The organism is Paenibacillus macquariensis, assembly GCF_900156375.1.
GTDB lineage: Bacteria > Bacillota > Bacilli > Paenibacillales > Paenibacillaceae > Paenibacillus_AQ > Paenibacillus_AQ macquariensis.
On sequence record NZ_FTNK01000002.1, the window covers coordinates 34,306 to 55,459 of the forward strand.

General features: G+C 41.9%; 20 protein-coding genes and 1 pseudogene. All 21 read left to right on the forward strand.

Annotated features, from left to right (window positions below):
• Window positions 1-196 precede the first annotated feature (196 nt).
• The 21 genes and pseudogenes from BW961_RS31030 to BW961_RS03110 all read left to right on the forward strand — a co-directional run bounded on the left by BW961_RS31030 (window position 197) and on the right by BW961_RS03110 (window position 20,546).
• Entirely contained in the window at window positions 197-415 is a 219-nt protein-coding gene (locus tag BW961_RS31030) for a phage holin family protein (protein WP_068592802.1), read from the forward strand.
• The gene (locus BW961_RS03015; RefSeq protein ID WP_068592804.1) at window positions 412-1,005 is read left to right on the forward strand and encodes a M23 family metallopeptidase; all 594 of its coding nucleotides are present in this window, start codon (window positions 412-414) and stop codon (window positions 1,003-1,005) included. Before BW961_RS31030 ends, BW961_RS03015 begins: the two co-directional genes overlap by 4 nt.
• Window positions 1,006-1,453: 448 nt before the next feature.
• Window positions 1,454-1,654, forward strand: coding sequence for a hypothetical protein (locus tag BW961_RS31845; protein ID WP_076576663.1), 201 nt, complete (start codon window positions 1,454-1,456; stop codon window positions 1,652-1,654).
• A 316-nt stretch (window positions 1,655-1,970) separates the two neighbouring features.
• Complete coding sequence (locus tag BW961_RS30290) at window positions 1,971-2,114, forward strand: hypothetical protein (protein WP_169810383.1); 144 nt, start codon at window positions 1,971-1,973, stop codon at window positions 2,112-2,114.
• A 919-nt stretch (window positions 2,115-3,033) separates the two neighbouring features.
• A pseudogene (locus BW961_RS03025) lies at window positions 3,034-3,546 on the forward strand (GNAT family N-acetyltransferase).
• A gap of 456 nt (window positions 3,547-4,002) precedes the next feature.
• The gene (locus BW961_RS03030) at window positions 4,003-4,197 is read left to right on the forward strand and encodes a hypothetical protein (protein ID WP_068592806.1); all 195 of its coding nucleotides are present in this window, start codon (window positions 4,003-4,005) and stop codon (window positions 4,195-4,197) included.
• Window positions 4,198-4,438: 241 nt separating this feature from the next.
• Window positions 4,439-4,723: a group-specific protein gene (locus BW961_RS03040; protein ID WP_068592808.1), complete on the forward strand. Its 285-nt coding sequence runs from the start codon at window positions 4,439-4,441 to the stop codon at window positions 4,721-4,723.
• Window positions 4,724-5,220: 497 nt separating this feature from the next.
• The gene (locus tag BW961_RS03045) at window positions 5,221-5,571 is read left to right on the forward strand and encodes a VOC family protein (RefSeq protein WP_068592810.1); all 351 of its coding nucleotides are present in this window, start codon (window positions 5,221-5,223) and stop codon (window positions 5,569-5,571) included.
• A 343-nt stretch (window positions 5,572-5,914) separates the two neighbouring features.
• Entirely contained in the window at window positions 5,915-6,454 is a 540-nt protein-coding gene (locus BW961_RS03050; protein ID WP_068592813.1) for a GNAT family N-acetyltransferase, read from the forward strand.
• Window positions 6,455-6,691: 237 nt separating this feature from the next.
• On the forward strand, window positions 6,692-7,138 hold the full coding sequence (locus tag BW961_RS03055; RefSeq protein ID WP_068592816.1) for a hypothetical protein: 447 nt from the start codon (window positions 6,692-6,694) through the stop codon (window positions 7,136-7,138).
• A gap of 258 nt (window positions 7,139-7,396) precedes the next feature.
• Window positions 7,397-9,067, forward strand: coding sequence for a sensor histidine kinase (locus tag BW961_RS03060; protein WP_212568130.1), 1,671 nt, complete (start codon window positions 7,397-7,399; stop codon window positions 9,065-9,067).
• Entirely contained in the window at window positions 9,055-10,344 is a 1,290-nt protein-coding gene (locus tag BW961_RS03065) for a response regulator transcription factor (RefSeq protein ID WP_068592819.1), read from the forward strand. Before BW961_RS03060 ends, BW961_RS03065 begins: the two co-directional genes overlap by 13 nt.
• A gap of 337 nt (window positions 10,345-10,681) precedes the next feature.
• Window positions 10,682-12,325 (forward strand): type 2 periplasmic-binding domain-containing protein, encoded by a 1,644-nt coding sequence (locus tag BW961_RS03070; RefSeq protein ID WP_068592822.1) that lies wholly within the window; start codon window positions 10,682-10,684, stop codon window positions 12,323-12,325.
• A 102-nt stretch (window positions 12,326-12,427) separates the two neighbouring features.
• Window positions 12,428-13,381 carry an ABC transporter permease gene (locus BW961_RS03075; protein ID WP_082867741.1) on the forward strand — a complete coding sequence of 318 codons (954 nt, stop codon included), beginning with the start codon at window positions 12,428-12,430 and terminating at the stop codon, window positions 13,379-13,381.
• A gap of 9 nt (window positions 13,382-13,390) precedes the next feature.
• The gene (locus tag BW961_RS03080) at window positions 13,391-14,296 is read left to right on the forward strand and encodes a carbohydrate ABC transporter permease (RefSeq protein ID WP_068592824.1); all 906 of its coding nucleotides are present in this window, start codon (window positions 13,391-13,393) and stop codon (window positions 14,294-14,296) included.
• Between the two features lie 82 nt (window positions 14,297-14,378).
• Entirely contained in the window at window positions 14,379-15,725 is a 1,347-nt protein-coding gene (locus BW961_RS03085) for a family 4 glycosyl hydrolase (protein WP_082867742.1), read from the forward strand.
• 63 nt (window positions 15,726-15,788) lie between these two features.
• A complete protein-coding gene (locus BW961_RS03090; RefSeq protein WP_068592827.1) occupies window positions 15,789-16,286 on the forward strand; it encodes a secondary thiamine-phosphate synthase enzyme YjbQ in 498 nt (165 codons plus the stop codon).
• 50 nt (window positions 16,287-16,336) lie between these two features.
• Window positions 16,337-17,815, forward strand: coding sequence for a xylulokinase (locus BW961_RS03095; RefSeq protein ID WP_068592829.1), 1,479 nt, complete (start codon window positions 16,337-16,339; stop codon window positions 17,813-17,815).
• Between the two features lie 3 nt (window positions 17,816-17,818).
• Entirely contained in the window at window positions 17,819-19,216 is a 1,398-nt protein-coding gene (locus BW961_RS03100) for an L-fucose/L-arabinose isomerase family protein (protein ID WP_068592831.1), read from the forward strand.
• Between the two features lie 75 nt (window positions 19,217-19,291).
• A complete protein-coding gene (locus BW961_RS03105) occupies window positions 19,292-19,993 on the forward strand; it encodes a triose-phosphate isomerase (protein WP_068592834.1) in 702 nt (233 codons plus the stop codon).
• Window positions 19,994-20,048: 55 nt separating this feature from the next.
• Window positions 20,049-20,546, forward strand: a complete 498-nt coding sequence (locus BW961_RS03110; protein ID WP_068592836.1) for a secondary thiamine-phosphate synthase enzyme YjbQ — start codon at window positions 20,049-20,051, stop codon at window positions 20,544-20,546.
• Window positions 20,547-21,154: the final 608 nt, after the last annotated feature.

Genomic DNA, 21,154 nt, shown 5'->3' on the forward strand with positions numbered 1-21,154 from the left:
TACAAAGAAACCCATTACAAAAAGAGTGGCTAATCCTAGAAGAGAAAAGATAACAACCTTTTCCCACCTTGCATATCGTTTCAAAGCAGTCACCTCTTTAGGATTCTACTTGCCATTGTAATCGATTATGTGACCGGAATTTTTGCTTCATTAAAAAGAAGGTAAGGGCCTTAGCAGCAATGTTGGGTTTTGGGGATTGGCTAAAAAAGGGCTCATGATCCTTGTTGTGATATTGGCACACCGTTTAGATGTACTATTCGCGACGGATGTCATTATGGTTGGCTCAATTTATTTTTATTTAACGAATGAACTTATATCAGTTACTGAGAATTACGGGCGGCTTGGGCTGCCATTGCCAAATAAGATAAAAGAGATTATAGCAGTTTTAAAACAGAAGGGCGGCGATCAATCATGAATCCATTTGAAATTTATAGACTAACAAGTCCATTCGGAATGCGCATGCATCCAGTAGATCATGTTAAGAGATTCCATAGAGGTGTAGACCTTGTGATTTCACCAACCAATGGTGCGCTCAAGGCATTTGTAACCGGCGAAGTGTTACACGCTAAGATGGGGGTTACAGGCTCAGGATTCGGTAATATGGGCAATGTGGTAGCTATTAAAGATGATAAAGGCTATTTGCATGTGTATGCACATTTATCTGCAATAGTAGTTAAAGTAGGACAGCAAGTGGTCAAGGGTCAGGTTATAGGCAATCAAGGTAACACAGGTAAGAGTACAGGGGCGCATCTCCGTAAGGCATGTTCGCCTTCATTTGGTTACACGCAAACTGAGAGCGGTGTAGTAGAGCCTACAAAATATCTGCAAGACTATTATTCCAAAGAGGAGACCTCAAAAGTGGACCCTAAAGACGCAAATGCAATCATTGATAAGTATCTTAAGCCTGCATGGGGGGCTGCTAAGACAAGCGCAGATAAACAGGAGATTGGTAGATTGGCAGATGAATTGAGAATAGCTTCTGGACAAGTAAAGCAAAACGGATAGCAGTCTTCGTTTCGTAGGGCTTTTTTTATTTAGTTCTAACTACAATATAATCTCCCTTTAAGGTTCACCCCCTAATATTAAGGTACCTCTTATTTTCATGATGAATATGGTAAGGCCCCGCTAGCGATTACCTTGCGGGGCCTTAGTGCGTTAACGGAGTCTTTCTCTTGCAAGGATTATTTAATTATTTACAACTTGTCCCAAATAGATTATATTAGCATCAACATATACGGAAGCATCGTTATGCAATCCGAAAACATCGGTAAAATACCCCACTAACCTTAATTGGTCTGTGGGGTATTTTTTTCTGGGTAAGGAAAATTTTCCTTAGCAACAAAATCACCACAGGGCATGATACAAGGCTATGTTTTTCTTACCATTAAACCCAATCTCCATTTAATATTTATCCATATAGTAAGGTGTATTCTAATTGAAAGGAGGAATTACTATGGCTTATGGAGTTGGTGGAGTTGGTGGAATTGGTGGAGTTGGTGGAATTGGTGGAGTTGGTGGAATTGGCGGAATTGGCGGAATTGGCGGAATTGGTGGAGTTGGCGGATGTTGCGGTGTTGGTGGAGTTGGCAGTATGGGAGCAATTTTAGTATTGTTCATTTTGCTTGTTATAATCACTAAAGCGTTCTGTTGGTAGGCCCTTTTTATTGGTAAGGAAACTTTTCCTTAGCAACAGATAGTACCTATTTACAGATTGTCCCATATATATTATATTAGCTTTAACATATACGGAAGCATTGTTATGCAATCCGAAAACATCGGTACCCCCCCCCCGCCCGCTAACCTTAATTGGTCGGTGGGGGTATTTTTATCTGGGTAAGGAAAATTTTCCTTAGCAACAAAATCACCACAGGGCATGATACAAGGCTATGTTTTTCTTACCATTAAACCCAATCTCCATTTAATATTTATCCATATAGTAAGGTGTATTCTAATTGAAAGGAGGAATTACTATGGGTTGTGGAGTTGGTGGAGTTGGTGGAGTTGGTGGAGTTGGTGGAGTTGGTGGAGTATGCGGAATTGGTGGTATGGGTGCAGCAGGGATATTAGTATTGTTCATATTGCTGGTTATTATCACTAAAACGTTCTGTATCTAAGTTAATACTTATTCATAATGTAGACCATGCAGCACGTAGAAGCTAATAGTCTTAATTTACAGATTTTCCCAAATATGATAATGTGATTTTACACGGATCGGAAGCACCGAGCGTGCAGTCCGAAAACATCGGTAAAATACCCCGTCAACCTTAATTGGTCGGCGGGGTATTTTTTTGTTTAGGTAAGGAAAATTTTCCTGAGCAAAAAAAACCACTTAGCCATGAAGGATTGAATCTTCTTTATCAGTAAACCCAATCTTCATTTTATATTTCCACATATAGTAAGGTGTACTCCATTGAAATTGGAGAAATTACTACGGGAGAGACTGCTGAGGTTACAGTAACCTTGGTTATGTTCGTCCTATTGGTAACTAACTCTAGCCTATCTGGGTATACTCCACTCATGTCTCCTTTGGTTATACCCGTCAGTCTATTAGACTGACGGGTATTTTGATGCGGTTATGGCAGGGTGTCTTACGTGCCATTAGACTGCTCATCATTTATTATCATGCAAAATGTATATAGGGGAAAGAGTCGTTTTCTGGTTTTTATTATTAGAATCTATAGGCAGAAGACAACTAAAATACCACAAAGGCATAACGCCAAAGTGGTCTTATTTGATTTATATAAGAATCTAAATAAAGGCAAACAGCATAATAATATATGCCAGAGGAGCATTTATCTACTTCTAACCTCAGCATAATCTCCCTTAAGGTTTCATCCTCTAATATATAGATAACCCCTTTTAATACATATGATACCTTGCTGAGCGAGAGTGCTGGCAGGGTATTTTACGTTATAAGAATGAACCATTAGACAGGATAGCTGAAGAACGACTGTTTATTTTAGAAGGTATTTAACATCTATTAACGAAACAAATTTAAATGGATTAATAATTTTGATGGGGGAAGAGTGAAGAATGTATATAAAAACAGATAGATTATTGATACGCAAATTTGAAGTTATAAATTGGAAGGCTGTACATGAGTATACATCAGACATTAATGTTATGAAATATTTACCTGCTGGGATTTTTTCTGAAGAAGATGCTAAGGAGTTTATAAATAAAAACACGGGTGATAACGCCTAAAATTTTCCTGTTGTATTAATGGAAGAAAATCTTCCCATTGGTCACATTGTTTTTTATAAGTATTTTGGTGATCATACTTATGAGATCGGTTGGGTGTTTAATCCTAAATATCACAAAAAAGGGTATGCTTCTGAAGCAGCGAAAGCTATATTGAAATACGGTTTTGAGAAAATGAAATTACATAGGATTATAGCTACATGTCAGCCTCAGAATATTTCATCATATCGAGTAATGGAGAAAATTGGAATGAGGAGAGAAGGCTATTTTAAAAAATGTATACCAGATGGTGTTGAATGGTGGGATGAATACTATTACGCTATTTTGGAAGAAGAGTGGAAATGAGCTATAAGGTGTTTTTAGATGAAGATAAATTCCTAGATAATTGTACTAACGGAACACGATAGTGCAAAACAATGACCACAGACGCATAACGCTAAGGTGGTCTTTATTTTTATTTTAACGAAACATATTTATAACCCTCGAAACATGCTCGACATCTGCAAAAGGTATCCATGTAGGTCCTTCTTCCGTCCTGATCTTGGCACGATTAGAGGCTGTGAATGCTTCTGCCACTCCTGTTAATAATCTCTCCATTATTAAGCCTTACAGCGACTTTCTGATTACTTGCTACAGCTTTATGTAATTCTTCCCTTACGTTCATAAAACCCCTCCGTTCATACATTCAATATTCTATTAAAGCGTGTGAGAGTCCTTCTTAATTGGAAAAACAATTTCCTTGAATAAAGAACACATGTTCGCATATAATACAAACAAACGTTCTTAAAAGGAGTGAAAGTCATGCCAGATAAATACATCGGAAAAATCGTAGTGATCATCTATATGGACCAGTCAGGAAAGATCACACAGCGCCGTATCGAAATTAATGCAATTCGTAATGGTCTGATTAGAGCAAACGATCTTAAGAGCGGATCGCCCAGAACATTTCTCGTTGACAATGTACTAGCATGGCATCCCATTATAAAAACAGCTTAGAGGTGAAATAATACTTGAGGAACTGGAACGAGAAGTTTTAAGGATACTTTGTAACTTCTCTACCATTCATCATATGATACCTACAATAAGGGAATTAGAAATAAAGACTGGTAAGACAGAAGGGCGTATTAATTATGCTCTTTTAGAGTTGGAGAAGGAGAGGTATATAAGCTGGGAAGATAAAAGAAGAGTGGATAATATAATCATTTTGGACGCGTGGGAACGATAGAGGGGGAGAATCTTGGGGGAATTAATAACGGTCACAATTGATCAAGAGGAAGTATTAAAGATATGCCGAGAGAGAATTAATACCTTAATTAAAGAAGTAGAAGCAGAATATATATTTTGGGATGCTAAAGAATTGAAGAAACGGACGTGCATGAGTTGGAATACAATTCAAAACACTTTCTTTTTTGATCCTAGGTTCGTTAAACATAAAGTAGGAAGTAAGTGGTATTTCCCGGTTCAAGAGACACGGGAATTTCTAGCACAATGGTTACGAGAACAATCAGTTGGAAAGTACTGAATCAATGTAGTTGAGGAATATGTGCGAAATATAGAGATGCTGGCAAAGTGATAAAGCGTGAACCATACGAGAGGGAATTCTTAAAACTTATGGCTAAAAGGATGATGATAATAATCGAAGAGAGAGTGAACAAGAACTTAGCTGATAAAGAGTCACGGTGATTGTAAATACAATTAATACATTTCTAAAAACATCAATAAATACCCCGCTAACCTTAATTGGTCGGTAGGGTATTTATTTGTATTCGTTTCTCTCCTTATTTAATAAGTGAATGCCCACAACTTGCCCACAAAACACAACCACACGAGAACACTTCATAACTCTACTGAAAACGAAAAAACCGCATAGCTAAAGGATTTCGCGTTTTCAAGACGAATTAAATATACGTATTACCTTAAGAGCTATCTAAGGGTAATGAACGTCGTGAATACGGCAACGTTAACTGAAATTCCTGCAAATCTATAATTACAACATTTCGAAAATTGTGGAGGTAGCAAATGAAAGTCAAACGAATTGTCCCGAATATAAATGTAAGGAATATAAGCGCGGCTAAAACGTTCTATCAGGATGTACTCGGACTCGATATATTGATGGACCATGGCTGGATAGTAACTTATGGATCAAGTGATGAAATGAGTGTCCAAATTAGTTTCGCCTCACAGGGGGGCTCACAGAAACCTACCCCTGATCTATCTATTGAAGTTGACAATGTTGATATTTGTATTGAACGTATGAAGAGTGCCGGATTTCCAATAGAATATGGTCCTGTAGATGAGCCTTGGGGGGTTCGGCGTTTTTTTGTCCGCGACCCATTTGGTAAGCTTATAAACATTCTCGCCCATACATAATTTATCTGACTATAGGATATGGATTTAATTTAAAGTAGGAGTATCAATATATGAAATACTGAATGAAATAAACGAAATTTAATTTGAGTTATGCTTCGTAGGTATGAACCTCAGTTAACATTGCATTCACGCCGCGGGCCTTACGGCCCTTGGTCGCCGAGACCCATTTCGATGATGCGGACTCAGGCGACAACCCTGCACCGACTAAGCGCATCGCGCCCGGCCTATGGCCTTAAGACGGTGAGGGTTCGTGAATACGACAACGTTATAGGAAATCAGCACAAAATACAAAAGGTCAAAAGATAGAAGTACTCAGACCAAATTATAAGTGAGGAGATAAGGAATGAATATCATAGGGGAACGAATTATATTGAGAAATTTTATAGAAGGTGATTTCTCTTTTTATAATGAATTGGAAGAAAATCCAATAACACACAAGTTTGAAAGTAGTGCACCAGATACTATTGAAATACAAAATGATTTTCAAACAGTGCTTTCAGATTCAAAGAATAATCCACGTGAAAAGTACCAACTCGCAATTTGCTTGAAGCAGGATAGGAAACCAATTGGTAGATTAAGTATCAAGTTGAATTGGTCTGAAATTAGAGAATGGGAAATCGGTTGGGCATTACATCCTAATTTTTGGGGAAAAGGATATGGAACCGAAGCTACTAAACTTATGATAGGATATGCATTCAGCGAACTCAATGCACATAGGGTTGTTGCATACGCAAATACTGAAAATGTTTTATCGGAAAAATTAATGATAAGAGCTGGAATGATAAAGGACGGTATACTCAGAGAAGTTAGATATTGCAATAATAAATGGTGTAATGAATCAATCTACTCAGTGCTTGAACGGGAATGGGTACAAATAAAATAAAGGATACATGAGTTTGTGAGATACTCAAAGAAGGCACTGACATCCTATAACATTACATTCCTACATCGTCGCTGACGCTCCTTGGTTGCAAAGAGGGATATCCGAGAAGTAGATTCAGGCAACACATTCAATCGGTTAAGTCTGATGACCCTGCACTACGTGCCTTAAGCCGCTTGAAACTCAGGAATGCGGAAACGTTATCTGAAACCAGAAAGTAGAAAGGGATTAAACCAGAACATGAACAAGAAATATGAAATTAAATTACCTAAATCAGGGTATATCCAAGTGATCAGTACTATTTTAATTACTTTTTTACTATTATTAGTACTTCGAAAAGATGATTTTTTATCTGTTTTTTTTGCGATTATCTTATTTTTATGTATCCTATTACAAGTAGTAATGCTATTAAAGAAGATCTTAAGAAAAAGTAATGAGTTAGAAATCACAGAAAATACAATTAAGATAAATCATATTGAAGTACCAATAGAAAAAATTGAGAAGATTATAATACAAGGCTATTTTGTACAGAGTATCGGTATCAAGCTATATGGAAGAAAATTTATTTCAATGGATTTACATTTTAGATTCAACAATAATGAAGATGTTAACATAGAAGAATTAAAACAGTGGGCAAGTATTAACAGGATAAAAGTAACTAGTGGGAAAATATATAGATGGATATAGATATCATGAAAGTAGCTCAGGGTGTCACTGGCATCAGATAACACCGCATTCCTACTGCGGGAATTCGCCCTTGATCGCTTAGAAGGATTTTCAAGGAGGTTAATCAGGCGATACAAATATCCCCACATTGTTTGGTACCACCATGGTGTAGTTTACTTACATATCTTAATTATGGAATTTAAAAGTAATCTTGGGAGATGAGAACGAATGAGTAAGCTCCGGAATTCCTTTTTTTCTAAATTAATCGTGATTCTGCTGTTGGTAAATATACCAGTAGTCATCGGGATGCTCATCTTCTTCTTTCAAAGTATGTCATCATTAAAAGTCAATGCCATTGAATCAATCCAGCAAAATCAGAGTGAACTGATGAAAACGGTGGAGAGTGATATCGATTATGTAAAGCAACAATTGTTCAAGATATCCAATATGAGCGATTGGAATGAGCTTAACACTAGCAGCCCCGGTGGTATCCACTATAATGGAATCTCCGCAATCAATCGTTTTCGAGAAAGATTCCAGAATACAATGGATACCAGCCGGATTTTTTCAGATGTTTGGGCAAATATACCTTCCGCGAACAGGCGTTTCTCAGCGAAAAATGGATTGGAAGATTTCAATGCGGAAGAAGATAACAAGATCAGGTCCTTCTATCACGATTATAAGCGTGTCGTAGAGTGGGAGGGGAGATTGTTTATAGCGTCAAAAAGTGGATATTTAGAAGATGTAGGAGTGAATATAGCAGCAGAAATTGATATGAAAAAATTATGGCAGCTTGTGGAAACTAGGAAGAGTTTTGCGAATGAGGAAATTATTTTTGTTTTTCATGGAAACGAAGAAACATACCTGTATAATACAGCGAGCGAGCTTGCACGGAATTTGGTGCAATCCAACTTTGCTATTAAGAATAAGGATCTTCCCCATAACTTATTGATTCAAACCTCCTCCTCATTGGGTGATTTCACCACTTACAGCCTTGTGCCTACAGATAGTGTGTATTCATTTTTAGAAAGTTTTTATGTCAGTATGTTTTTTGTGCTTTTTTGTACTGTGGCGGCGATTGTCGCTTACTTTCTTGTGGTAGGACGGCTTATTAAAAGACCGATTCGGATCTTGATAGATGGATTTAAACAAGTAGAGAAAGGGGACTTTTCTACTCGGCTTGAACGCAAGGGTAACGATGAAATCTCCTATCTCTATCAGAACTTCAACACCATGTCCGTGAAGCTAAGTGACTTAATTACGGAAAACTATATCAAAGAGATCTATGCACAGCGTGCAATTTACCAGCAATTGCAATCGCAAATTAACCCACACTTTTTATACAATAGCTTTTATGTTTTGCATCACATGATAAAAGAAGGCGACAACGAGAACGCAGAGGAATTCTCGATTAGTTTGAGTCAGTACTATAAATTCCTGACCAAAAATTCACGCAGTGATGTGCTGTTGCAAGAAGAACTGCTTCACACGGAAGTGTATATGAACATCATGAAAAAACGTTATGGGTCCAGGGTATCCATTGATGTGCATTATGAAGATCCAGCCATTTTGCAGGTAGAGGTACCACGGCTTATTCTGCAGCCCTTTGTAGAAAACATCTTTAAGTACGGCATTGGGTACAAACGCGAAATTCTGCAGGTTGTGTTATCAATTAGGCAGGTAGACCAAGAACTTATCATCCGCATTTCTGATAATGGCAAAGGGATAGAGGATGACATTTTAGAAAAATTCAAGAAAGAACTTTTGCTGCCGGATGCACCATCCGACTCCGCCATATTTAACATCAACAAGCGGTTAAAAATCAAATTTGGAACCGATTATGGTGTGTCTGTAACCAATGCCGCCAGTGGAGGATGCCAGGTAGAGATTAAGATACCCTATAGCTCACAGGACACTGAAACGAGAGGTGTAGAAGCATGTATCGAATGATTGTGGTTGATGATGAAGCGGCAATAACCGAATGGCTTGAACAAGCCATATCTGAGCATTTTGGCGGGATGGTTGAGGTATACAAAGCTTATTCTGGGGATGAATGCCTTGACTTGATGGCAATGGGAAGCTTTCATATTTTGATGACAGACATCAGTATGCCCTTTGTATCCGGTCTCGATTTGTTGAAAGCGGTTTCAGTATATTATCCTAAAACGAAAAAACTAGTGTTATCTGCTCATGACAATTTTGAGTATGCTAAAAAAGCTATCGACTTTGAGGTGACAGCGTATGTGCTAAAAAGCGAGGGTGACGAGGTTTTATTTGATGCTGTGGAAAAAGCTATTGCAGAGGTGGAAAGTGACCAGGAGCTGTTTAGCCTGACAGATAAACTAAAACTGCAATCCCAAAAGTGGGATGGTGCTATAAAAAACAGCCATCTACAGTGCCTGTTGTTTGGTGAAATCGGTTTGGATGAGCTCGATGTAAGAGTAGGCAGCACATTGGATTTTTCGCGTCCGATGGAAATGGCGTTGCTGGCAATTGAAGTGCGGGATGTCTCACAGCGAGCCTTTGTGATGATGGCACTCGAGGCTTCACTGGCGGAATTCCTGAAACCTCATTTCTCTTATGAACTGGTGGAGACAGGTGTGTCAGAGGTTACATTGCTGGTACAGTTCAAGATTCTTGGTGGAGTCTATGGGGAAGCCGCCAAATTCTTGAAATCTCTCTTTGTTATGTACGAAAACACGCAGGAAAGTTTTTATCATTTGGCAGGGCAGTACATCAACATCATCTATTCCACACAGGCCGTGAGCGTGGCGAGTTTACACAAAAAGTATATTCAGTTCAAAGAAACAATGCAAAAGTGCTGTAATTTTGATTGCTCTATCATTTTACCCGAAACTACCAAGTATGAAGCATCCAGCTCTTCTAATGCGACCAACGGCATCAGCCGAGAAATTGGAATAGTACTTAAATATATAAACCAAAACACGGACAAAGATTTATCACTCATCATGCTTGCAGATGTCGTGTACTTAAATTCCTCTTACCTGTCACATTTATTCAAACAGCAGGTTGGAATGAATATATCTGATTATGTAAAGGTCGAACGTATCCGGATCTGCAAAGAAATGCTGGCAGACCCCAAACATAAGATACACGAGATTGCGCGTAATGTTGGCTATGACAATGCCTCGTATTTCAGTCGTTTTTTCAAGAAAATGACTGGAATTACGCCTCAAGAATACCGAAAACACCTTTCAATTGAGTAAGAATCTGTGGTAGAGTCAGTTAAAATTTCAAAGTGGATCTTAAATTGTATGTTTATGTATATTTACCATGAGTAGGCTCCCTTCTTGGTGATCTTCACAAACCCGAGAATCCCCTGCTTTTTGGTGTATCTGTGAAGACCCCAAATAGGGTGCACAAATAATATCACTTCGCTGTAACTTCCAACGAAAAGTACATAAATACAAAGAAAAAGTAACTATTTTTCAAGTGAAAAACGCATTACCATTAAGGTATTACAAAGCGCTTGATAAGGAATCATGAGCTGTTCCTAGACCATTCGGACTGCATTACAAGTACGATTATACAAGGAGGATATTTATGAAACGTCTGTTTGTAAGCGCGATCATATCAGTATTTCTTTTCTCTTTAACGGCTTGCGCAGGCTCTCCTGCAGAATCTGGAGGGGACAACATCCAGAGTAAGGATTTATCAAATTGGAATGAGACGGCAGGCAAATATGAGCCCAATATCACCCTAACGGTGGGAACCGCAGAGCCCGACCCTGCTAGCGAGAAAATCGCCGGCCAGACGCAAGAAGACAATGTTTGGATCGATGCATACCGGGATGAGCTAGGAATAAAATTTGAAGATATGTTTGTAGTAAGCAGCTCGCAACTGGAAGAAAAGCTGAATCTGCAAATCGCTTCAGGCCAAATCCCTGACCTGATGTCTGTAAACCGCAAGCAGTTTGAAATGCTGGTTAATTCGGGTTTGGCTGCAGATTTGACCGAGGTGTACGAAAAGTATGCCAGTGAAAAAACCAAAGAGTATCTTGTCGCAGACAGCGGCATTTGTATGGATATGTCTAAAATAAATGGAAGTCTGTATGCGCTGCCTGCTACTCAGGGGTACCTTGAAAGTGCCGGGGTCGTCACCTGGCTGCGCAAAGATTGGTTGGATAATTTAAAGTTGGAAGTTCCCAAAACATTCGACGATTTAAACAAGATAATGAAAGCCTTTACAAAAGATGACCCTGATGGTAACGGTTTGAATGACACTTATGCCTTTACTACAAGTAACACGTTGGATGAGCTGATTGGCTTGTTTGACAGCTTTGGGTCACATCCTAAATCTTGGGTGAAAAATGCTAACGGGGAAATTGTGTATGGCGGCACACAGCCAGAAACTAAGGCTGCGCTTGCATTTATGAATAAAGCATTCAATGAAGGCATGATCAACCGCGAGTTTGGCGCCAATGACTGGAATCAGTTTATCAAAGCCATTGACAGCAGCAAAGTAGGCGTTGCATGGTTGCCTTGGTATGCAGTCGATTGGCCGCTAGGGGCTTCTCACCGCGAGATGGGTGCCGAATGGGTACCTGTCAAGATATTTGGTGCTGATGGAGGTGACGCTAAGGTAATGGGTGTTGCAGGTCCAGACACTTACTATGTAGTTCGCAAAGGCTATGAACATCCTGAAGCACTTGTTAAAATGTTCAATCTCTGGTTTGAAAAAGCATATGGTAGCAAGGAAGATATCCTCAAATATCACAAGAATGAAAAAGGTGAAATGCCTGCCAAGTTTAGTCGGGTCAACCCGTGGCTTGCCCATGAGGACATCGGGTACTACCTTAAAATTCAAGACAAACTGGCGGGCAAGGATGTGGGTGAGATGTTCCCCTCCAACGAGATGTATTATGAGGGTGTGATGCGTTACATGAAAAATCCCACCGAGGACGACTATATTACCTACAAAATGTATGGACCTGATAGTGCTTCCGGTATTCTGAACTATTATATGAAAAATGATCTGGTACTGCAGGAAGAATACTATAGCACCGGTACAGAGACGATGAAAAAGAAATGGGGCGTGCTTGAAACGAAGAAGCTCGAAGCCTATGTAAAGATTATTATGGGCGAAGTATCTATCGATGCGTTTGACGATTTTGTCAAAGACTGGGAGTCCAGCGGTGGCCAGCAGGTTATAAAAGAAGTGCGAGAATCGGTACAGCAGAATAAGTAGTGTCTCTGGTTTATCATCGTAATTTACTTGCATATCTGGAAGGGACTATTCTTCCGGATATGTACAAAATATCATCACTTCACGTAAAGATAATCCAGATATTTGAAAAGAGGTGTACCAGTGAAGCAGAGACAAGCGCATATCTCACACAAAAGGTTAAACCGGTATGTGTTGAAAACGCAGCTTACCTATCATGGCCTTATGCTGCCGGCTTGTGTTATTCTCATACTTTTTTCTTATGTGCCTATGTTCGGCATCATCATGGCATTTCAAGACTTTACCCCTACTGCCGGCATTTTCGGCTCGAGATTCGTGGGATTTGACAATTTTGTACGTCTGTTCACGCTGGATAACATCCAGCAGGTCATGTTCAACACACTATATATTTCTATCCTCAAGATTATTCTCGGTCTTGTGGTGCCGATCTTTTTTGCACTACTGCTAAACGAGGTGCGTAACAGATTTTTTGTTCGTTCGGTACAGACCATCGTATATCTCCCTTATTTTCTTAGCTGGGTCATATTGGCGGGTGTCTTTATCGAGATACTGTCTCCTTCCAACGGGATGGTAAATAATATTTTAGGAATATTTGGTATCGACCCGGTTTTCTTCTTGGGGGATAAAGAATGGTTCCCCAATGTGATCATCATCACCGATACCTGGAAGAGTTTCGGGTTCGGCACCATCGTGTATTTGGCAGCACTTACTAGTATAGACCCTTCCTTGTACGAGGCGGCCGAAGTGGATGGAGCAAGCTATTTCCAGCAGATGTTTCACATAACGCTTCCAGGTATCTCCAGTATTGTGGTACTCATGACGGTGCTCTCCATCGGTGGCATCCTTGATGCCGGATTTGATCAAATCTATAACCTGTACAATCCAATCGTATATGAAACGGGAGATATACTGGACACGTTTGTCTACCGATTGGGTATCAAGGATATGCTGTTTTCGCTATCGACTGCCGTGAGCCTTATCAAGTCGATCATCTCCTTTGTGTTGATCGTTATATCCTATAGGCTGGCATATCGCTTAACAGAATATAAGATTTTTTAGGAGGCTGTTATGAGAACAACAAAGGCGAAGAACGCAATAAAAACCAGTTGGAAGAGAAAAGTGTTCATGATTTGCAACCTGTTCTTTCTCAGCTTGATTTCGCTAATATGCATACTTCCTCTAGTACATGTACTCGCCCTCTCATTTAGCTCCTCTTTTGCCGCGTCCAGTGGGAAAGTTGGTATCTGGCCGGTTGATGCGACACTGGAGTCCTATAAATATGTGTTACAAAACACAGCGTTCTGGCACGCATTTGTTGTTACACTCAAACGCCTGGCTCTCGCTGTGCCACTCACGCTGTTCATTGTGTTTATCACGGCGTATCCGATGGCGAAAAGCAGCCAAAAGTTTAAGGGGAGGCAGTTTTACACTTACTTCCTGCTCATCCCGATGCTTTTTGGAGGCGGGCTTGTACCCGAGTATATGACGTTTATGAAATATGGTCTAATCAACAATATATGGGTTTTGGTGTTGCCCGGTTTGGTACCCATCTTCTCCGTCATTTTGTTGATGAACTTTTTTCGAGATTTACCTGTAGAGATGGAAGAGGCAGCAAGCATCGACGGCGCAGGACCACTTACAAGCTTGTTCAGAGTCGTCTTGCCGTTAGCAACACCCGCTGTTGCAACCATCGCGCTGTTTTGTATTGTGGGACATTGGAACTCGTGGTTCGACGGTATATTGTACATGAACCATCCTAAGAACTATCCTATGCAAAGCTTCTTACAAAAAGCCATTACTACGTACGATACCAAAACGCTTACCGCTAAGGATATGACGTTAATGCGGCTTATTTCGGACCAGACCACCCGCGCCGCCCAGATTTTTGTTGCAACCTTACCCGTGTTGATGGTTTATCCTTTTTTGCAAAAGCATTTTACCAAAGGATTGGTCATGGGAAGTGTTAAGGGGTAAAAAGTTATTATTTAGATGAAATTCATTGATTATTGATTCTTGCGAATACGTACGACACTAAGCAATTAAATTAGGAGGATGAATGATGAGTAGAAAAATTAGTGTAATTGGTGCTGGAAGCGGAATCTTTTCGTTAAATATGATCAAGGATCTTTGCTTGACTCCCAATTTGATAAACAGTGAAATTTGTTTTATGGATATTGATGAGGATCGGCTGGACGCGTCTTACACGTTGTGTAAGCGATTCTCGGAAGAAACCGGCGTTAAGCTGAATATCTCCAAAACAACCGATCGTATTGAATGTCTTCAAGGTGCGGATTATGTCATTAATACCGTACTGATAGGTGGCTATAAGGGTTGGAAAGAGGGCTGGGAAATCGGCAAAAAATGGGGATACCGCTTTGGTGGCAGCATGCACATTATGCATGACGAGGCCTTCTGGATCAATTTCTACCAGCTTCGTATGATGGAGGATATTCTTCAGGATATCAAACGGGTGTGCCCGGATGCATGGTATATCATGATTGCCAATCCTGTGATGGCGGGAATTACCTACTTGCAGCGCAAATATCCAGAGGTTAAATCAGTAGGGTTGTGTCATGGCTACTCAGGGATTTATGAACTGGCAGAAGAACTGGGTATGAATCGTGAGGACATTACCTTCCAGATCCCCGGAGTCAATCATTTTGTGTGGTTGAACAGCTTTTACCATAAAGGTGAGGATGCAAAACCGCTCTTGGATGAATGGGTCAATGGAGCAGCAGTGGAGTTTGGCAAAGAATGTGGGACCAGCTGTGGCATTGGCCCTAAGGCAGTCGATTTATATAAACGATATGGTCTATTTCCTATTGGCGACACGGCAAACCCAGGGGGCGGGGCATGGGGAAGTTGGTATCACACCAGCCCTGAAGTGGAAAAGGTGTGGAATGAAGATCCGGATGCCTGGTTCAAGGGATATTTTGAGTATAGTACCGGTCAGGTTGAGTTTATCAAAAAAGCCGCTTATGGAGATGACAAGGTAAGTGATCTTATAGATGGAGGACACTCGAACGAACCTATGATCCCACTCATCGAGGCACTTTCATGCGATGTGGAGCGTGTGGTTATTGTTAACATCTTGAACGACAACGAATATGTGGCGGGTGTGCCTCGTGACTTTGAAGTTGAAATACCTGCGCTTGTTTCCAAACGAGGCATACAGGGCATTAAGACATTGCCACTTCCCAAGCAGATTTTGTCGCGCATGTTACGGGACAGAATAGCACCTGTTGAAATGGAGCTTGCTGCTTACGAGAGTCATGATAAAAACCTTATGGTGGACTTGATTATGATGGACCCCTTCAATCGTACTCGGGAGCAAGCGGAAGGATTTTTAGAGGAGATACTGAACCTGCCTTATCATACTGAGATGAAAGCTTATTTTAAGTAAGTGTAAAAGTGATGATGACGATGAATTCTTTACAGTCACCCTTTCTAAGGAGGCGAACAAATATTGGCCACTTATCATGAGAGCTTCATCATCCAATCCTGTACACGTCCTACCTTTGACGATGTGACGGAGCGTACCCTCGAAACGATGAAGAATTCTGGAATTCAGAACGGTTTGTTGAATGTTTACTCTCAGCATACCACCTGTTCGGTGCTTATTCAGGAGCAGAGCGACGATGTGAACTATTACGGTACCCAGTTTATATTGCAAGACATGGTAAATGGGCTGTCTAAGCTGTTTCCCACCTGTGTCACGGAGGGGCAATATCTCCACCCCGGACCCCTGCACATTGAGATAGCGCAGAAAGAGCGGAACGAGCTTGCTAGCTGGAGCCTGAACACGGATGCTCATTTGCGCTCGGTGATGCTGGGGCGTTCGGTGATGGTACCTGTGATCGATGGTGTGCCTCAACTGGGGGAGTTTGGACGGATATATTTCGCCGACTTTGACCAAGTGCGTGCCCGGCAGCGCACAGTACGAGTAACAGTGATGGGTGACTAAACAAATCTGCAGTGAATGTTCTATAGAAATGTGGACTGGAGAAGAGGCCTGTGAAGTATTTATTGACACTAGATGTGGGCACAACGGCTGTGAAAGCGGCATTGTTTGATGAGCATTTGAAACCGTGTGCCCTTGTCATTCAGGAATACACCCTGTTGACACCTCAGACAGACTGGGTAGAACTTCCTTCGGAGATTTATTGGGACACTGTCGTGCTGTGTATACAGCAGGTTATGGCAGAGTCTGGTGTACCGCGTGATGAAATAGCCGCCATCACTTGCACCACTCAGGGTGAGACACTAATACCCATCACACAAGACGGTCAGGTGTTGCACAACGCTATCGTATGGATGGATGCACGCGCCAAAGTAGAAGCACTGACTGTAGGCGGGCAGTACACAAAGGAGAGATTTTACCATAAAACCGGTGTGCCAGAGGCTAGTCCCTATACCCCATTATGTAAACTGATATGGCTGAAAAACAACCTGCCAGACGTGTATTTACACACGCATAAATTTTTACTGGTGGAGGATTATCTGGTCTATCGTTTGAGCGGCAGGTTCGTGACAAACCCGGCAGTACTCTGCTCCTCAGGTTACTTTGATGTTCTCCAAAACGATCTCTGGCACGAAATATTAGAGAGAAATGGTCTCGATGCTGATAAAATCCCCGGAGTTCTTCCCTGCGGCAGCGTCGTTGCGCCTTTGTGCCAGGCTGCGGCACTGGAACTAGGTCTTGACACGAGTACCTTTGTGACCACCGGCGCCATGGATCAGGTGGCGGCGGCTGTAGGTATCGGAAACATCAATCCAGGTACCGTGAATGAGAGCACCGGCACCTGCCTGTGTGTGGCTGCCACTGTTCAAGATCCTCATCTCTATAGTTGGAGCAGCGTGGCAGTATATAGCCATGCTCTGCCAGGACGGTATTTGAAAGTAGTAGTAACGCAGACAGCCGGAATGATTCTCAAATGGTTCCGGGATGAATTCTGTGTCGACCTCTTGGGTACAGGAGATTTTGCCCGCATGGATGAGTTGGCAAAGGTGGAACCTGCGGGCAGCCGAAATCTGATGCTGTTCCCCTACCTGACAGGAATGGAAAGTGACCCAGCAGCACGAGGTGTGTTTTTTGGCTTTGGTCTGGATACCTCTCGGGGCTGCTTTATTCGGGCAGTGATGGAGAGTGTCGGTTATACACTAAAGCAAAACCTTGCACAGATGGGACTTGCACCGGAGTGTCTTTATTCTTTGGGCGGCGGTGCCAGAAGCACAGTATGGAACCAAATAAAAGCTAATATCTGTAATACAGAGATTCGTGTGTCGGAAACCAGTGAGTCCGCCAGTTTGGGAGCTGCCATGCTAGGTGGTGTTGCATGCGGCATCTTCAGTGATTTAGATGATGCTTGCCTTAAGCTACATGAGGGGGATGTATTTAGTCCGCAGTTGGAGCTTGTTGCTAGATACAAGGAAGGGTACGTGAGATTTAACGCCATGTACGAGTACTTTAAGCCATTGTTTGTGGAGGGATAGCAAATGGAGTTACGCAAACCAAAAATTGGCCTACTGGGGTTGATGACAGAGGGCTATGAAGATGTGTTTCCCGGAATCATCGAGAGGCAAACACGTTACGCACAAGAAATTGCGGACACACTTTCGCCTGTGGCAGACATACAATTTGCAGGGCCGGGGCTAAATCGAGTACGTATTGAAGAGATCATGGCACAGTACAACGCCGAGAAGCTTGATGGCGTGTTGATCGTTTTGTTGGCCTATTCGCAGGGGGCTTATCTCACTCGAGCGCTGGAAAACAATCGTCTACCTATTGCGATGGCGGTGGTGCAACCTGACCAGGAAGTACTAGACGATTGGGAGGAGCTCGATCTCACTGTCAATCAAGGTATCCACGGTGCCCAGGACAACGCCAATGTGATTGTACGGGGTGGTTTTAAATGCCAGTTCTTTGCCGGAAACCGACATGAAGAAGGATTCGTGCGTTTTGTAGAAGATTTTGGGAAGGCGTGCTATGCACGTAGCCGGCTCAAAAACATGCGGACGGCTGTTTTTTCCCGTATGTGTGGGATGGGGGACATTCTCTCTGATGATTTAGCACTGCTTCGCAAAATCGGACCGGAAAGCTGCCACGATACCATTGGTAGCGTCGTAACTCGGATGGATCAGGTGAGCAAGGAGGAAATTAACGCCCAAATTAAGCTGGACCACGAACGGTTTGATGTGGATCCCAAGCTGAGTTACGAATCGCATGCGATTGCGGTTAGAGAGTACTTTGGCTTTAAGCGCTATCTGGAGGAAAAGCGATACGACGCCTTCACTGCCCACTTTGACCAGTTTGCCGACGACGGGCGCTGGCGCCAACTACCACTGTACGCTGCCTCTAATCTGATGGCAGAGGGCTACGGATATGCCGCCGAGGGAGATGTAATGTGCGCCAGTATGGTATCGGCTGCCCATGCACTAGGTAATAACGACGCTAACTTTACTGAGATGTATTCCATGGACTTTGTCAAACAGGCTATCATTTTCTGCCATGCTGGCGAGGGGAACTGGGCAACCTGCCGCAGTGATATGCGTCCACGGTTGATAGATCGTTACCTTGGCGAGGGCGGACTCGAGAATCCTCCCACACCTATTTTCACTCCGCAATACGGTCCAGCAACTCTTACCTCGCTTGTTGCGGTGGAGGGTAATCGCTTCCGTTTGGTGTTGGCCAAAGGTGAGATACTGCCAAAATCAGATTTGAAGCGTTGTGAGATGCCCTATTTCTTCTGGGTACCAGAAACGGGTATTCAGAACTGTGTCGAGGGCTGGCTACGCAATGCTGGCACTCATCATGAGGTGATTAACATCGGGGATGTCTCCCGTCGCTGGAAAATGCTAGCAGACATGTTGGACATTGAATTTGTGGAAGTATGAACCTGTTGGCAACGGTGGTTTAAGTTTTATTATGTAGGCCTGTAAGTCCTGTGTTTTGCAAATGGGAGGTGCCATGTGAAGCAAATAATCAAGCCACCTTTTTTTGAAATTGGTGTGAAGAACTTTGTGTATGGAGATGCGGTGCTTGAAATGGCCATGGCAGCAGATGAGGCTGCCTACCGCTATGATATTGATGTGCTGTTCATTGCACCATATACGGAAATTCGCCGTGTGGCGAAAAATACCACACGGCTAGTTATCTTGGCTCCTTACATGGATATTCTGCGTCCCGGGCGCGGCATGGCAGACGTTTTGCCAGAAGCGATACAAGATGCTGGTGCAAGGGGTGTTGTTATCAATCACTGTGAACGTCCTATGTCTCTGCCTGCTATCCGCCAAACCATTGAAAGAGCCAACGAACTGGACCTGTTGAGCTTCGCCTGCGCTGATACCATTGCTGAGGCAAGAGCAATTGCCCAACTGCATCCTGACATCATCAATCCCGAACCATCGGACCTAATTGGTACGGGCAGTACTAGCGAAATAGACTATGTACAGCAGTCTATTCATGCGGTTAAAACTATTTATCCCGATATTCTAGTAGAGCAAGCCGCAGGAATTACAACAGGCAGCCAGGTATACAACCTAATTTACGCAGGAGCGGAAGGGGTAGGCGCAGCTTCGGGCATTTTTCTGGCAGAGGATCCCATCACAATGATGAGGGAAATGGTTTCCAGTGTGAGAAGAGCGTATAACGACTTGCAGATAGTACAATAAGTAGAGCTTAGAATTAAGTGGTTCTATCTTAATATCAATGTCAGGAGGTATCTATATGAAAACAATTAGAGAATCTATTGACCTTAGTTCCACTGGTGTTCGCCCTTCCTTCCATATGATTACTAGTGAAGTCAGAGATATTGTCGCGCGCTCAGGAGTTCAAAACGGTATTTGCGTGGTGTATTCCCACCACACCACATGCTCAGTGATGACACAGGAATGTTCTTTTGATGAGACCTATACCGGCCTTGAGTATCTACAACAGGATCTACTGGATATTTTTGAATCCATTATACCAACTTGCCGTAAAGAGGGGCAATATATGCATCCTGGGCCTGTGCTTACGGAGTTCTCAGCAAAGCACGGTGAAGACAAACCCCAGACGTTAAACACCGATGCACATCTACGGTCAGTATTTCTAGGCCGCAGCGAAACTATAGTGATTGCCGACGGTGAGCTTGATCTTGGCAAGTTTGGTCATATTTATTTCATCGATTTTGACCAGACCTGTGCACGTACAAGACAAGTACAAGTGCAAATAATGGGGGAATGAGTTCGCTTGGGAGCGCATCATGCTAAAAGGTAAAAGGCTAACCTAAAATTAAATACAATCTTGCTGTTACATACAGCGCGGTGATCCGTATCACAAGTAAAAGTGGTGATCATCACGATAGCGGGAAACTAAAGATGATTTACCCCAATTAAGCAGGTTGCCAAAACAGTATTCTTAGCCCTGCTTTATTAAAAGAATAATAACTACTCTTTAGAGGACACTAACCCCCGTTGGTGTCTTTTCTCTTCCTAGCGGGTAATACTAACAACGAGACATTCCGCATGATGAGGTTACATAAATGGGGGCCAACAGCCTATATTCTTAAGTACCGGTTATTCCACCTGTCATTGATAGGATGTTCGCGTCAATCAATTATTGAATTCAAAATATTCAATAGAGAAATATACATATTAAGGTTCATCTAAAAAAAGTCTCGAATGTCTCTCATGCCATGAGAGACATTCTGGAACAGAATGAATATATCTTTATTAATAGATGATTTAATGAAACTGGATCAATTCTGCGAGACTCTACTAGATTTTTTTAATTAATCGTTGCATAATAGGTTGTTTTTGGGGATCCTGCAAAGATTAACGATTTTCCTTATC